The organism is Serratia sp. CoH_122_TC_1 (assembly GCF_058191755.1).
Genome location: NZ_JBXWLA010000002.1, coordinates 77,948 through 92,860, shown reverse-complemented (window position 1 = coordinate 92,860; position 14,913 = coordinate 77,948). Strand labels below are relative to the sequence as shown.

Genomic DNA, 14,913 nt, shown 5'->3' with positions numbered 1-14,913 from the left:
GATAAAAAACAAGCGCAGGATTTTACCACGTTGGCCGCGCCGGCGCACGGCACTTATTTATCTTAGAACGGCCAGTTATAGCTACTGACCAGCGACAGCGGATAACGTTCCGGCTGTTGATAACAACGAACGCTTTCCGCTACCAGCGCGGAACGCAGGTTAGGGGCCTGCAATATTTCGTCGGCAGTCAGCCACAGACAGCGATCGATATCGCTGTCGTTCGGCGCTGTTGGCAACTGCTGCTCCAGCTCGATAACAAAGCAAAAGCGCAGAAACGGCGTATTGTCCGGTGCGATCCATTGATGCAGCTTGAGGAATGACTGCGGCGTGGCACGGATGCCGGTTTCCTCCCACAGTTCGCGTTCTGCGGCCTGCACCAAGGTCTCGTCAGCCTCGAGATGACCGGCTGGCTGGTTCCATAGTGCCTTATTGTTGATGGTTTCTTCGACGATCAAAAACTTTCCAGCGGCGTGAACCACGCAGGCAACGGTGACGTGCGGTTTAAACATGGCGGCCTCTTACAGCGGTTTGTTAATGTGCTGATAGATATCATCCAACTCGGCAATGCGAGTTTTGTAACTGGCGGACAGGCAATTGACGTCGCTACCGCACAGTTTACGTTGCTCTAACCAGCTTTGTTGTTGGTCCAGCATCTCTCCGCTCACCCCCATGGCGAACAGGCCGTGCAAAAACTGGTATTTGGTGGCCATTTCCACATCTTTGTCGCTTAGCGTACGGCTGGCGCAGATCGCCTTTTCATCGGCGTTGACGGCTTTGGCGCAGTCGAAACTGGCAGCCTGTGCGGCAGAGACGGAAAGCAGAGTGGTGAACAGTAGCGCGGTTAATGTTTTCATCGTTGCTGCTCCAGAGGCCAATTACAGTGAATCCAGGATTTTCCATTCACCGGGTTGCAGTTCACCCAATGAAATATCGCCCATACTGTAGCGAATCAGCCGCAGGGTAGGAAAGCCGATATGTGCAGTCATGCGACGCACTTGGCGGTTTCGACCCTCGTACAGGGTGATTTTTAGCCAGGCGGTAGGGATCGACTTACGTTCGCGGATTGGCGGGTTGCGTGGCCACAACCATTGTGGTTCTGCGACCAACTCCACACCGGCAGGCAGCGTAGGGCCATCTTTGAGCGTGACACTGCTGCGCAAGGGCGCCAAATCGCTTTCCTGCGGCGTACCCTCGACTTGTACGTAATACACTTTGCCGGTGCGTTTACCCGGTTGGGTGAGCTGTGCCTGCAACTTGCCGTCATTGGTTAATACCAATAACCCTTCACTGTCGCGATCCAGGCGTCCGGCGGCGTAAACATCAGGAAAAGGAATGAATTCTTTCAGCGTCGCGCGGCCTGCTTCATCGGTAAATTGCGGGAGCACATCGAATGGCTTATTGAATAACACGACACGACGCGGGCCCTGTGCTACAGCGGGTTTAGCGGACTCAGGCTTGCTGAATCGTTTAACTTTGTGATTTTTAACAGAGAATTTTTTCATAACAGTTGAGATTACGGATGATAGGCGCATTATAACCGAATCCGTTTCGGATTGGCGCGGACAGAAAATTCCAGTAGTATCTACACGCATCTTACAAAGCATTAACAAAAATTGCGCTTGAAGGAGAGGTTGATGGAAAGCAAAGTAGTTGTTCCGGCAGAAGGTAAAAAGATTACGGTCGATGCCCAGGGTAAACTGGTTGTTCCGAATAACCCGATCATTCCGTTTATCGAAGGCGACGGTATTGGCGTTGACGTTACCCCTGCTATGATTCACGTGGTTGATGCAGCAGTGAAAAAGGCCTACCACGGCGAACGTAAAATCTCCTGGATGGAAATCTACACCGGCGAAAAATCCACTCACGTTTACGGGAAAGACGTGTGGCTGCCGGAAGAAACCCTGGATCTGATCCGTGACTACCGCGTTGCCATCAAAGGCCCGCTGACGACCCCTGTCGGTGGCGGTATTCGCTCCCTGAACGTGGCCCTGCGCCAGCAACTGGACCTGTACGTGTGTCTGCGTCCAGTGCGTTACTACCAGGGCACCCCAAGCCCGGTTAAACAGCCAGAGCTGACCGACATGGTGATCTTCCGCGAAAACGCCGAAGACATTTATGCGGGTATCGAATGGAAAGCCGGTTCTGCTGAAGCAGACAAAGTGATCAAGTTCCTGCGCGACGAAATGGGTGTGAAGAAAATCCGTTTCCCAGAGCAATGCGGTATCGGCGTGAAGCCATGTTCTGAAGAAGGGACCAAACGTCTGGTTCGTGCAGCGATCGAATACGCTATCACCAACGACCGTGACTCTGTGACCCTGGTTCACAAAGGCAACATCATGAAGTTCACCGAAGGTGCCTTCAAGGATTGGGGCTACGAACTGGCACGCGAAGAGTTCGGCGGTGAGCTGATCGACGGCGGCCCATGGCTGAAAATCAAGAACCCGAACACCGGTAAAGAAATTGTCGTTAAAGACGTGATCGCCGATGCCTTCCTACAGCAAATCCTGCTGCGTCCGGCTGAATACGACGTGATTGCGTGTATGAACCTGAACGGTGACTACATCTCCGACGCCCTGGCCGCACAGGTTGGCGGTATCGGTATTGCACCGGGTGCCAACATTGGTTCTGATTGCGCACTGTTCGAAGCGACCCACGGTACTGCACCTAAGTATGCTGGCCAGGATAAGGTGAACCCAGGTTCCATCATCCTGTCTGCAGAAATGATGCTGCGTCACATGGGCTGGTTCGAAGCGGCTGACCTGATTGTTAAGGGCATGGAAGGCGCAATCGCTGCCAAGACCGTGACCTATGACTTCGAACGCCTGATGGAAGGCGCTAAGCTGCTGAAATGTTCAGAGTTTGGCGACGCTATCGTTAAACACATGTAATGGTGTTTAAGCGCTAAATGATAACGGGAACCTGATGGTTCCCGTTTTTTATTATTCAAACCGCAGCGGTTATCAAAACTCGAGCACTTTGGGGGCGTTTTAGGGGTAGGGGATAAAGTGTTGCTGCAAATTTAAGGCGCCTGACCATGAAACACGGGTAAGTGGTTGCCCGTTTATAACCAAACGCTAAAGCGTAAGTTAACCAATAGCTTGCCACTCTCTCTTAAGCAGAGCGTAAACGAAGGTATTGTCATATTGTTCCTCGCCATTTTCCGCTATAAACGTAACAAACTCCTTGAAGCAACCTTCCTGACGCATATGAAGACGGGCGCAAAGTTTCTGAGACGCCATGTTGTAATCTTCTACGTAGGCATAGAGGCGTCTGGCGTTTTTTTCAGTAAATAAATAATTAAACAACGCCGTGACGGATTCGGTGGCAAAGCCTTGGCCTTCATAACGCTGATTAAAGTGCCAGCCCACGCTCCAGGTATTCTGGTCCGGCTCTTCACTATTATCGGCAAAGAGATGGCCAATAAGTATGTCGTTCTCTTTGAGACATACGGCGAACTGACTGGGATCGAGAGCACGCTTGTTAACCGATTCGACTGCTTCGGCCAAGGAGTTGAGTTTCTCGTCATAAAAACAAGGCGTGCGGGGCGAGGACAGGTAGTCAAATAGCGCATTCGCATCTTTGCCATTAAATGCACGAATAATGAGTCGTGGGGTAGTGGTGACGATCATGAAACCTTCTTGTTAACCGGCGCTTTTTGCGGTTTATCCTAGCATCGTTTTACAGATGTTAGGATCGGTATCTGACACCACAGCAATGGCGGTCACGACCAAACACTGATAAATATTATCTCTTGTGAAAATCTGAAATCGGCAGGTGTGAAGCGTGTTGAAAAGATGCCAGTAACCAAGGAACCAGAAAAATGATTGTTCGTCTTGCTACGACAGCGGATATTTCTGCGCTGGCCGCTATCGATAGTTCTCTATCTCATGTCCCGCATCGCTGCACCCAGATTCGGGAATGGTGTGCAGCAGGAACCTGTTATCTCGCTGAGAATGAAGAGCAGGTGGTGGCCTATGGTGTGTTGAACGCCCATTTCTTTGGCTGCGGTTTTATCGAAATGCTGATGGTGGCTGAAGGCTACAGGCGACAAGGAGTGGGTTCACAACTGTTACACACGCTGATATCACTTTCACCTCAGCCCAAGCTTTTTACGTCAACCAACCGTTCGAATGTAACCATGAGGGGATTGTTGCTGGCGGCGGGCTTTATCGAGAGTGGCCATATTGAGAATCTTGATGAGGGCGATCCGGAGATAATTTTCTTCTATCCGAACAGGTGTGCGAGGAATTAACCGACAGGTGAGTTCACGTCAGCTTCAGCGGCACGCGTTGTTATCCCTATTGAGCCGCGAAGGCCGATAAAGCCTGGCCTGGTAAGACACAGATACAAACGTTGGGGCCTGAAAAGGCCCCGGAATGAAGAGTACTGGCGTTTTACTCCGCCTTCGTGGCATCAGGGTGGTTTTTCCCCTCCTCGATAAACTCTTCATCGATTTCATCCGTATTTTCCTTGCTGTCGCGGCCGGAAAGGATATTCCAGCAAGCGATAAACAGGGCGGCAATCAGTGGGCCGATGACAAAGCCGTTGATACCGTAGATTTCCATCCCACCCAGGGTAGAAATCAGGATCAGATAGTCAGGCATCTTGGTGTCTTTACCGACCAACAATGGACGAAGGATGTTATCGACCAGGCCGATGATTACCACGAAGAAGCCCACCAGGAACAGGCCTTTCCACAGCATACCGGTGGCGAAGAAATAGATGGCTGCAGGTACCCAGATAATGGCAGAACCCACGGCAGGGATAATGGACAGGAATGCCATCAGTGCAGCCCACAACAGGCTACCTTCGATCCCGGTGACATAAAACGCCAGACCACCGAGCGCACCTTGCACGACGGCGACCACGACGGTGCCTTTCACCGTGGCACGGGAAACCGCGGCGAATTTCACAAACAGGTGATGTTTCACGTATTCGGATAACGGCAATGCTTCGAGCGTCAGGTTGACCAGATAAGGGCCGTCTTTCAACAGGAAGAACAGCAGATATAGCATGACGCCAAAGCCAACGGCAAAGTTGAACGTACCCTTGCCGATCAGGAACACGCTACCGGCAAGATATTGCCCGCCTTGCAGCGCCAGCTCGGAGAGTTTCTTTTGTATTTCTGCGGCATTGTCGAGGTTATGTTCAGTCAGAAAATGGCGTGCCCAACCCGGCAGCAGTCGCAAGGTATCGGCCAGAATGACCGGGAATTGCGTGTTGTTGCCTTGCAACTTGGTGTAGACAACGTTGAGTTCAATGGCCAACGAAGATGCGATGATCGCCAACGGCGTAAACACGATCAAACAGATCACTGCGACCGTCAAAAGCGAAACCAGGCCATTTCGATCGCCCAGGTATTGTTTGAGCTTTTGTTTCACCGGGTGGAAAATCACCGCCAAAATGATGGCCCACAGCACTGACGAGTAATAGGGACCCAATACGTCCAGAAAAGCAGCGGTAACAATAAAAAGGATCAGAATAAAGAATCCTTTTGAAATACCTTTAGACATCATACCCGTCCCTCTGATGATAGATTTTTCTTGTCAATCTCGATATGCACCGGCATTGACACTTCTTGAAGAACAAACCCTAACATCACAAACGCGTAACAGGTAGTGGATTTTATGCACCAATAATTAATAAAGCTTATTAATGATGCCTCATTTTGTGGGGGTATTGGGTATAGGAAACGGGGCGTTAAGTTCGCCAGCGAGAATCCCCTTCGTCGGTGACGTTACTGCTCACATAGGCCACAGCGGCCTCTCGTTGATGACCAGCCCAATGGACTCATTTTATATATTGTGTAATGGGCCTTTCGTTTATCGCGCCTTCGTTGTGAGCGATAACGCCAGTGCGCTCCCCAGTACCGCGGCGGACAGCACCAGTACGGAGGGGGCTGTCCAACCCGCGTAGGCAACAAGGGCACTCAAGACGACCGGGCCGATCACCTGGCCGAGATAAATGCCTTGCATCACCAGGCCCAGGCTCAGGGGGATCAATGTGGGCTCTGGCGCTGCTGCTGGTGTCGCCGCCAAGATAGTGGCGGGCAGCATGCCACCGATGCCACTAAACAGTAAACACAGCGGGACAAGCAGGCCGTTAGGCGTTATTGAAAGGAAAACGCCGGCCCCGGCAAGCCCCATGAAGGTACTGACAACAGCGAGCAGGGTTCGGGCCCGTAGACCGCGCGACAACAGCACGCCTGCGGCCAGGTTGCCGAGAATATTGACGGCAATCACGGCAGCGCTGACGCCACCTGCCGCTGCCAACGTTAACCCGATGCGTTGCATCAGGAATATCGGCAAAAAGGCCATCACGGCAAAGAACTGCAGGTTGTAGGTGGTAAATATCAACGCCAACAACAGCGGTTGTCGCGCACGCATGATACTGAGCAGCGCCTGCCGCAGTTTGATCGCGGGTGCTGAGGAAAGGGTTATCGCACCACGTGGGGTCGTTAATGGCAGCAGCAGTGCTGCCAGCAGCGTCAGGGCACCGCCCGCGACCCAACTCTGTTGCCAGCCAGCGAAATGCGGGCCGAAAAACAGGGAGAGGGCTATGCCTGCCGGCATAAAGGTGCTCCAGATGCTGAACACCAGATTCCGTTTTTGTGGTGCGACCACACGCGTGAGCACGGTCGGTGCGGCGACGACGACAATGACGAAGCCAATTCCTTCGACGACTCGGGTCACGATCAGTCCGGCAAAAACATGTTGCATGGCGCCGGCAAAGCTGGCGAGGCTGACAATCACTAATCCCAGGCTCAGTAAACGACGATCGCCCCAGCGGCGAACCAGCAGGCCTGCAGCGATACCGCCAAACACGCCGATAAACGGAAAGGCCGAGATGATCCAACTCAGCGACTCCAGCGAACGACCAAATTCGCGCTGCAGTTCCGGCAGGGCAATGGTTGCTTTACCCACATGGAGGGCAACGGCAATACCAGCGAACAGCACGTTGACGATTGCTGGCCATTGCGTCGCGGTAGGGCTGGCCGAATCCACCGGGTCTGATTTGCTTGTGGTCATGATTTTCTCCAGGGAGATAAAAATCAGACTATGCGTTATGTCGATAATACCAACAGTTCAATTATTGCTCTATTCACCGGCGAAACCGTTCATTTCGAGCTTTATTGAGAAGCCAGAACGCTAAAGCTTCGGGTGTGAAGTGAAACGTAGAGTCACTCCAGAATAGGGTTATAACGAAAGAGAGAAGCCCTATGGCTTCTCTCTTGTTTAGGTGAAGATCAGAAAACGACGGGTTTTCTCATCATGTGTGCAATGGCTGCTAGGGACGAGACTGCGCGTATAATCTTGCCAGCACCTCCGCTATTTTTTCGCCAATAAAGTCTTTATTGCGGCTGACAAACCAGTGGTCACCGTGTACCACAAATTGCTGGAAGGCGTGGGTGGTTTGCGCCTCCCAGGCGGTCATTTCATCGACCAGCGTGACCTCATCCTCCAGCGCTGAGAACACCGTAATCGGGCAGGACAGCGGTGCGTCGTGCTGGTATTCATAACTTAATAGTAATGGCATATCTCTGCGCAGCCCCGGTAAGATTTGCTTAACGAACTCCAGATCGTCAATGTAGGTCAACAGACCGAGGATTTTTTGCTCTGAGTTGGAAGCAACACCACTTTCGCGTAACGATTCGCGGTTTTTCCAGGTGCCGGTGAGCTGTGGTGCCATGGTTGCCGATGAGAAGAAATGCACCGGCAAGAGTTTGTTGCCGGCACGCAATGCCCGGTAGAGCTCGAACATCACTATCCCTCCGTAGCTATGACCAAAGAAGGCGATGTCACCCTCCCAACCCAGCTGTTTTTCATCTTCCATCAAACGATCGAATGCCGTTTCCAATTCGCTCAACAACGCCGACAACTGGGTGTGGTTTTCTTCCTGTAACCGGTTTTCACGGCCCGGGGATTGAATGGCATAGACTTCGCAATCTGCCGGGGGGTTATAGAGGAAGTGAGCAAACATCGATGCACCAGCCCCCATCGAAGGCATCATAAACAGCTTGGTTTTCTTCGGCTGTTCATTCGGTGCCCGTTTTAAACGGACAAAGTATTCATGCACAACCTCAATGTCGGCTTCTGAAGTAATACCTGAAATGTCGCCGGATGGTGCTTGCGCAGTGCTGCCATTGGTCAATTCCTGGTAAAGTTGCTCGGCGAGTTCAAGTAAGCTTGGGCCTTTCACCATGCGCATCAACGGGTAATTGATCTCCAGTTTTTGCTGGATCCAATGGCGTAACTGGTTGAGCATTAACGAATCCAAGCCCATCGCAGAGAGCGATTTTTCCGGCGCAACCTTATCAACGGTGGTACCAAGGATCCGCGCTAATGCTTCGGTCAGCTGATGTTTCAGTTCCTGTACGGCCTCGGAACCCGACAACGCCTGTACTTTTTCACGCAGGCTGATATTACCGTCGTTTTGCCCTTTGATCTGCAGTGCTTCATTGGACAATAAATGGGCGAAACGCAGATCGTTGCGCAGATGATCGTAATGCTCACGGAAACGCGCCCAGTCAATATTGGCGGCCATTCTTATCACATTGCCGTCCAGCAACACTTGCTCGATTTTCGCTGTCACCTGTTTCTGGCTCATCGGCAGCCAGCCTTGTTTATCCAGCAGGTTCAATAACGAATCGGCATCCTTTGTTAGCCCGGCAAACTGACCGAGTACGCCGATATTGATCGCCTGCGCAGTCAGTCCCTGCATTTGGCGATAATGCGTTAGCTTGTCGATAAAGTTATTGGCGGCGGAATAACAGGTCTGGCCGCCAAAACCGAACACGGACGCGATGGAGGAAAGCGAAAGGAAGAATTCCAGAGGCGTATTCTGCAGGGCTTGATGTAAATGCCAGGCGCCCAAGGCTTTGGCCTCGAAGGCTGGCATCAGTTCGTCACGCTGCAGATTGCCGATCAGGGCATTTTGCATCACCGCCGCTCCGTGAATAACCCCGCCCAACGGGGCAACGTGCTTGATCTGTTCGATCATGGACATCACGTCGGTGGACGAAGAGAGGTCGACTTTAGGTAACAGCACCTCAACCCCTTGTTGGCGCATTAGCGCAATGGCATGGCGATCCTCGTCATGCTTAGGGCCGCTGCGGCTGGCGAGCACCAGTTTTCTGGCTCCGTGCTCCACCAACCACGTAGCCAGCACGATGCCCAATCCGCTGGCCCCGCCGGTGATCAGATACGTTTTCTCCGCTGACAGTTGTAAATGCTGCGCGGGAAGTGCATTGACGGAGACCCCCTCCATGGTCACCACCCTGTTTTCTGACTGGCGATCGTCGCCCAGTGCGGAGGGAAGTGCATTGACCGGAAGAGCGGAGTAGGCCGGCAATGGCATTGGCGTTGCGCTGTTAATTGCATCGATGGCCTGAGCAAAGAGCTCTGCGGCTTCATGCGGTCTCTCAGCGACCAGAGACAGAACATCCACGGCAAAATAACTGAAGTTTGCTTGTTGGCAGTGGAAGCTTAACGCTTCATTTTCTCCTTGGTTATGTGGGTTCAGCGCTATAAACCGGCCAAAAGGCTGCAGGCATCTCAGACTTTGCATAGCGCCTTTACCGCTGAGGTTATTCAGAACAATGTCGACGCCGGCACCCTGCGTATCGGTCATAATTTGCTGATGGAAGCTTAACGTCGTGCTGTCATAAACATGCGTAATGCCCAATGAGCGAAGCTGTTCTCGGCTAGCGTCGGTATCGGCGCTGGCAAAGACATCGGCTTTTAGCTGTTGAGCCAAATGCACGCAGGCCAATCCCGTTGGCGTATGCGCGCAGTGGATCAGCACACGTTCACCCGGTTTGATTCGAGCTAGCTTGAACAGGGCTTGCCAAGCCGTCAGGCAGGCGATAGGCAGCAGTGCGGCTTGTTCAAACGACAGGGCGGCAGGTTTATGTGTCACGTAATGTTTGTCGACTCGAGTGATTCCGGCCACGCCGTTAGCGGTGATAGCGATAACCCTATCCCCGGTCTTGAAGCCGCTGACTGCCGAGCCGATGCGGGTTATCACACCACTGCATTCGTGGCTGAGTGAGCGTTCAGACGTTGTACGGCGGTTCAATGCTGAGGCTTTTATCGCGAGCTCAATCTCATGTTCCTGAAGCTCCGCAGGTGTAAATTGACGCATTTGCAGTGAACCGATCACGCCCGGCACACCAAACACAGCATGATAATTCCCGCCGCACCCCGGTAGCACTTTGGCGGCGTTGAGCTGAGCTTGGTCGGGGTCTACGCTCTTCAGCCTGCGGGCGAAGAGTTGCTCCCCGCGTATCGCCAATTCGGTTTCATTCTTACCCCTGTGGGGGGCCGTAATCAGTCCAGCAAGAAGGCTCAGTTCGCCTTCGTTAGCCTTGCCTAAATCAACAACCTTGCAGACGGCAAGCGGATATTCATTGTTCATGGTGCGGCTGACGCCATACAGCGGAGCCTGTATCAGATTAATGGGCGAGTCTTCTGGCGTGACCCACTCCGAGCCGCAGTTGATGGTCCAAAGGACGGGTTGCAGTTCATTTTCAATGATTGCGTGGTTGATATTGACGCTTTTCCAGATTAGCGATTCTATCCGGGGGGCCAAGTCATGTTCACCGACGTGCTCTTGCGGCAGCAGATTCACAATGCGCGTCAGGGCAGGGTAGCGTGCTTTGACTTCCCCCAGCGCATTGAGCACGGCCTGGCGCTCCTGCAGGTCTACCGGCCAATCGAATGCGGAGTTTTCTCCCAAGGTAATGACCGTCGCCCCGCGCTGCTTCAATGCGTTGGCGAGTGCGCGATAATGCGTCTGCACGTCCGCAATCAACAATACTTCTGTACCAGGCTGTGCCGGTACACTTACGTTGTCGACAGGATGCCAGCCATATTCATAACAACCGCTGTAGGCAATATCCTCTTCGTTGCTGCGTGAGCCGGTGATGTATTTTAATCGCAGGCCGATGATTTGAGCGACTACATTACCGGCATCATCAAACAGCAACACATCACTTTGCAGATAGTCTTCGTCGGCTTGTTGGACAGAAAGGTAGCTCCATAAAATATCGCCCTGTGCCTTTTGGAAGAAGTGGTAGCGTTCGATATGCACCGGCAGGTAAACACCCAACTCTTCGTCAGTGTCCTGCTGTCGCGTAGCGAGAATGCTATGAACCACGGTGTCCATGAGTGCAGGATGCATGAAGTAGCGGTCGAGGCCAAACTTCAGGCTGTCAGGTATGACTATTTTCGCCAACAACTTATTCGGCGCGCTCCAGAGGTTCTGGATAGTTTTAAACGCAGGGCCATAGCTTAAACCACCGCGTTTTAAACTGTTGTAAGTGGGTTGTACCGGGATTCGGTGGCTGACATCACGCTGAACTTCTCTCAGGCTGATTTGAGGCGCTGCCGGTTTAACGTCCAGATAATTTATTATTCCGTTCGCGTGTTTTATCCACTCCGCATCGGGTTTGCTGCCATCCCGGCTTAACAGCCAATAGCGGCCTGATGCAGAATCAATCTCCAGGTTAATGGTTAAAGGCTCCCCTTCATCCGGCAGGAACAGTCCGCGTTCAAAACTGATATCCATCAGATAACTGAACGACTCGCCAAAGGCCTGACGACCTGAGGCCATTGCAAGTTCCAGAATCCCGGCACCCGGGAACAAAATCAGATCATCCATCCGATGCTCGCTGAGATACGGATCTGCCTGGCTATCAAGAAATACATTGAACACGTGCCAGGTTGGATTGATGCCTGAACGATGATGTTGGGTAATATTGGGGTGGAAATCGAGTTTGAGGCGGTGTTCCTGATGGCGGCGGCTCTCATTCCAAAAACGTTTCTCTTGCCAGGCATAGCGAGGCAAATCATGCAGTCGGCCTGCACCAGGGCAGACCTTGTGCCAGCTCATTGGGTGTCCCGCGATCAGCAGCGCACCCAGGCTTTGCTTAAGGCGCACGGCTTCATCTTCCTGACGGCGGATTGACGGCAATATTTGTGCATTGACGTTCAGCTTGGTGAACAGTTCTTGTGCTCCACTGCTTAAAGCCGGGTGTGGGCCGATTTCGATAAACATATCAAAGCCGTCTTCTACCATGCGTTGCAGTGCCGGCGAGAAATAGACCGGGTCGCGGACGTTTTGGTACCAATAATCGCTGACTAAATGGAGTCCGTCTTCCCGCTTGCCGCTGACGGTGGAATAAAGGGCAATCTGAGCGGCAGTGGGCTCTAAAGCGCTGAGTGAGGCGATCAGCTCTTCTTTGAGTGGGCCCATATGGTGTGAGTGGAATGGCACATCGACCTTCAGGAACCGATGGAAGACATCTTTTTTTTCCAGCTCACTGGCAATCGCGTCCAGTGGTTTACGGTCTCCGGAAAGGGTAATGCTTTCGGGGCCGTTAATGGCGGCTATGGACACGCGATCGGCAACGTTGGCAATCAACTTTTCGGCGGTCGGTAAATCGACGCCAACAGCCAACATGACGCCTTTGCCAGATGCCGCGTGCTGGCCGCGACTGCGGTGGAATATCACCTGCACTGCCTGTTCCAACGTGAGTGCCCCGGCGGTATAGGCTGCCGCAACTTCACCGATTGAGTGGCCAATGACACCTTCAGGCTCAATACCGTTGTGTTTCCATAATTCGACCAAGGCGATTTGCAAGGCCATGATGGCGGGTTGGGCAATCCGAGTATCACTAATTTGTGATTCTGATTCTGGACGGCTCATTTCTTCCAGTAACGACCAACCGGCAATGTCGACAAACAGCTTGTCGATGGTGGCGATTACGTGACGGAAAACGGGCTCCGTATCAATAAGCTGACGGCCCATGGCGTACCATTGCGGCCCTTGACCGGTAAAGACGAAAGCCAAACGCGGCTTCTTATCCTGTGCCTGTCCTGACTCAACGCCGGCGAGCGACTCACCGCGTAGGTAAGCACTTATCTTTTCACCAAGATCCTCCGTGCTGCTGGCTGCAATAGCGAGACGGTGGCGAAGTAACGATCGATGTTGACCGGCGTTGAAACAGATATCGTTCAGGTTAGCTTGGGTGTCTGACAGATAGGCCAGATAGGTTTGTAATTGTGCTTTCAGCGCCTCAGGCGTTTGGGCACTGCAACTGAACAGATTTACCTCCGGCCGGATATCTTCTGCCTGATCCAGGCCGACAATGACCTCTGTATCCGGTATGTATTCTTCCAAGACAACGTGAGCGTTGGTACCTCCTGCACCAAATGAGTTAACACCGCCTATACGTGAGCGACCGTGGCTCGGTGCAGGCCAGCGTTGATTGCGGTCCACCACCTTCAGGCGCCAATTCTCAAAGTCAATTTTGGGATTTGGTCTGTTGAAATGCAGGTTCGCCGGGATCTGTTTATGATGGAGGCAGAGCGCCAGTTTAATCAAGCCGGTGACACCTGCTGCCCCCTCCAGATGACCAAGGTTACTTTTTATTGATCCAATAAGCAGGGGCTGTTCAACGGGACGCTGGCTAAACACATTGGCGAAGGCTTGAGTTTCCAATGGGTCACCGACAGAAGTTCCCGTACCGTGGGCCTCAATATATTGCACTCGTTGCGGATCAATGCCTGCTTGCCGGTACGCCGTCTGAAGCATTTCCGTTTGGGCTTCGGGGTTGGGTACGGTAAAACCGGCAGGGGTAAAGCCGTCAGAGTTACAGGCGCTGCCTCGCACCAGGGCATAGATCTTATTATTGTCCGCCAACGCCTGAGTTAGTGGCTTCAGATAGACCAATCCCACACCTTCTCCGCGCACGTAGCCATTGCCACTTTCGTCAAAACTTTTACAGGTGCCGTCTGCACTGAGGAAATTGCCTTTTGACAGCATCATCGTCAACGCAGGGTTGATATTCAGGTTAACCCCGCCGGCAATGGCCTGCTTCGCCTCCCGTAACCAAATGCTCTGACACGCCAGGTGGATGGCAACCAGGGAGGCCGAACACGCGGTATCGACGGCAATGCTTGGACCTTTTAAATCGTACAAATAGGAAATACGGTTTGCTAAAGATGTCAGTGAGATCCCCATGGCTGACTGCGGGCTAATGCGATAACGGTTATCAGGATCGGCAAGAATATCCTGATAATCGTTGGCAAACGAACCGATATATACGGCGGTTTTTGAGCCGCGGAACCTATCCAGTCGATCGCCAGCGTCTTCTAACGCCTCAAAGGTTGCCTGCAGCAGCAAGCGCTGCATGGGATCGATATTTTCTGCTTCCTTGGGGAAAATATTAAAGAATTCATTATCAAACTTGTCAATGCCATTGATAAAACCACCGCGTGCCGTCTTGATTTTTCCGGTTTTATTGGTGTCTGGATCGTAGAACTTGTCCTTATTCCAGCGCTCAGGGGGGACGTCGGTAATACCGTCGACGCCTTTCAGTAATACATCCCATAACTCTTTGTGATTATTCGCATTTCCAGGGGTTTTGCAACCAATGCCAATAATGGCAATAGGTTCTCTATTTGCAGACATAGGGTGACCTCCGTGATGTAAACATAGGATTTTTTTGAAGGTAGGAATTTTATTAACTTGCTATTTATTTATGGTTTGCTCATTGATTTTCTCTGTGGTCAGGCGTCGAAAATTAATTATAGATAGTTAATTTTTTTTCACATTTATATTTCCTTGTTTTTAGTAATGGTTTTATATCACTTTGTTTTATTTGATTTATTATTTCTATTAAATCCATATGGTATTATTTTTTTCTGATATAACTAAGGTTATTTGTGTTTGTCGAGATGAGGGGAAATTAAGTAGTATCAGGTGATTACCCTGTTTATTACTGACATAACCATCTCGGTTTTGATTTTTTATTTTTATAATTGTTTATTATCTTTATTTCTATAATTTCAACACGGTTCTATTTATCTTTTTGTTGTCTGGTTCGAGAGTGGGGCACTGTCATAATGA

9 protein-coding genes are annotated in these 14,913 nt (G+C 51.7%); 2 read left to right on the top strand and 7 right to left on the bottom strand.

Annotated elements, in window-relative coordinates:
* Window positions 1-62 precede the first annotated feature (62 nt).
* The 3 genes from AC2FC2_RS03005 to rluE are packed head-to-tail and all read right to left on the bottom strand — an operon-like array spanning window position 63 to window position 1,502.
* Window positions 63-509: an NUDIX hydrolase gene (locus AC2FC2_RS03005; RefSeq protein WP_490307656.1), complete on the bottom strand. Its 447-nt coding sequence runs from the start codon at window positions 507-509 to the stop codon at window positions 63-65.
* A gap of 9 nt (window positions 510-518) precedes the next feature.
* On the bottom strand, window positions 519-854 hold the full coding sequence (locus tag AC2FC2_RS03000; RefSeq protein WP_265556964.1) for a lysozyme inhibitor LprI family protein: 336 nt from the start codon (window positions 852-854) through the stop codon (window positions 519-521).
* Between the two features lie 21 nt (window positions 855-875).
* The gene (gene rluE / locus AC2FC2_RS02995; protein ID WP_209632874.1) at window positions 876-1,502 is read right to left on the bottom strand and encodes a 23S rRNA pseudouridine(2457) synthase RluE; all 627 of its coding nucleotides are present in this window, start codon (window positions 1,500-1,502) and stop codon (window positions 876-878) included.
* Between the two features lie 132 nt (window positions 1,503-1,634).
* Here rluE and icd point away from each other — a divergent pair, with 132 nt between their 5' ends.
* Entirely contained in the window at window positions 1,635-2,888 is a 1,254-nt protein-coding gene (icd, locus tag AC2FC2_RS02990) for an NADP-dependent isocitrate dehydrogenase (protein ID WP_012006449.1), read from the top strand.
* A gap of 198 nt (window positions 2,889-3,086) precedes the next feature.
* Here icd and AC2FC2_RS02985 read toward each other — a convergent pair whose 3' ends face one another.
* A complete protein-coding gene (locus AC2FC2_RS02985) occupies window positions 3,087-3,629 on the bottom strand; it encodes a GNAT family N-acetyltransferase (protein ID WP_209632918.1) in 543 nt (180 codons plus the stop codon).
* A gap of 191 nt (window positions 3,630-3,820) precedes the next feature.
* Here AC2FC2_RS02985 and AC2FC2_RS02980 point away from each other — a divergent pair, with 191 nt between their 5' ends.
* A complete protein-coding gene (locus AC2FC2_RS02980) occupies window positions 3,821-4,252 on the top strand; it encodes a GNAT family N-acetyltransferase (protein WP_490658697.1) in 432 nt (143 codons plus the stop codon).
* A gap of 142 nt (window positions 4,253-4,394) precedes the next feature.
* Here AC2FC2_RS02980 and AC2FC2_RS02975 read toward each other — a convergent pair whose 3' ends face one another.
* The 3 genes from AC2FC2_RS02975 to AC2FC2_RS02965 all read right to left on the bottom strand — a co-directional run bounded on the left by AC2FC2_RS02975 (window position 4,395) and on the right by AC2FC2_RS02965 (window position 14,475).
* Window positions 4,395-5,516: an AI-2E family transporter gene (locus AC2FC2_RS02975; RefSeq protein WP_209632920.1), complete on the bottom strand. Its 1,122-nt coding sequence runs from the start codon at window positions 5,514-5,516 to the stop codon at window positions 4,395-4,397.
* 306 nt (window positions 5,517-5,822) lie between these two features.
* Complete coding sequence (locus AC2FC2_RS02970) at window positions 5,823-7,028, bottom strand: MFS transporter (protein ID WP_265556956.1); 1,206 nt, start codon at window positions 7,026-7,028, stop codon at window positions 5,823-5,825.
* A gap of 259 nt (window positions 7,029-7,287) precedes the next feature.
* Window positions 7,288-14,475, bottom strand: a complete 7,188-nt coding sequence (locus tag AC2FC2_RS02965) for an SDR family NAD(P)-dependent oxidoreductase (RefSeq protein WP_490658696.1) — start codon at window positions 14,473-14,475, stop codon at window positions 7,288-7,290.
* Window positions 14,476-14,913: the final 438 nt, after the last annotated feature.

Coding starts and splice junctions, on each gene's coding strand:
- AC2FC2_RS02975 (WP_209632920.1), bottom strand. CDS start 5,516: ATGATGTCTAAAGGTATTTCAAAAGGATTCTTTATTCTGATCCTTTTT.
- AC2FC2_RS02985 (WP_209632918.1), bottom strand. CDS start 3,629: ATGATCGTCACCACTACCCCACGACTCATTATTCGTGCATTTAATGGC.
- AC2FC2_RS03005 (WP_490307656.1), bottom strand. CDS start 509: ATGTTTAAACCGCACGTCACCGTTGCCTGCGTGGTTCACGCCGCTGGA.
- rluE (WP_209632874.1), bottom strand. CDS start 1,502: ATGAAAAAATTCTCTGTTAAAAATCACAAAGTTAAACGATTCAGCAAG.
- icd (WP_012006449.1), top strand. CDS start 1,635: ATGGAAAGCAAAGTAGTTGTTCCGGCAGAAGGTAAAAAGATTACGGTC.
- AC2FC2_RS03000 (WP_265556964.1), bottom strand. CDS start 854: ATGAAAACATTAACCGCGCTACTGTTCACCACTCTGCTTTCCGTCTCT.
- AC2FC2_RS02970 (WP_265556956.1), bottom strand. CDS start 7,028: ATGACCACAAGCAAATCAGACCCGGTGGATTCGGCCAGCCCTACCGCG.
- AC2FC2_RS02965 (WP_490658696.1), bottom strand. CDS start 14,475: ATGTCTGCAAATAGAGAACCTATTGCCATTATTGGCATTGGTTGCAAA.
- AC2FC2_RS02980 (WP_490658697.1), top strand. CDS start 3,821: ATGATTGTTCGTCTTGCTACGACAGCGGATATTTCTGCGCTGGCCGCT.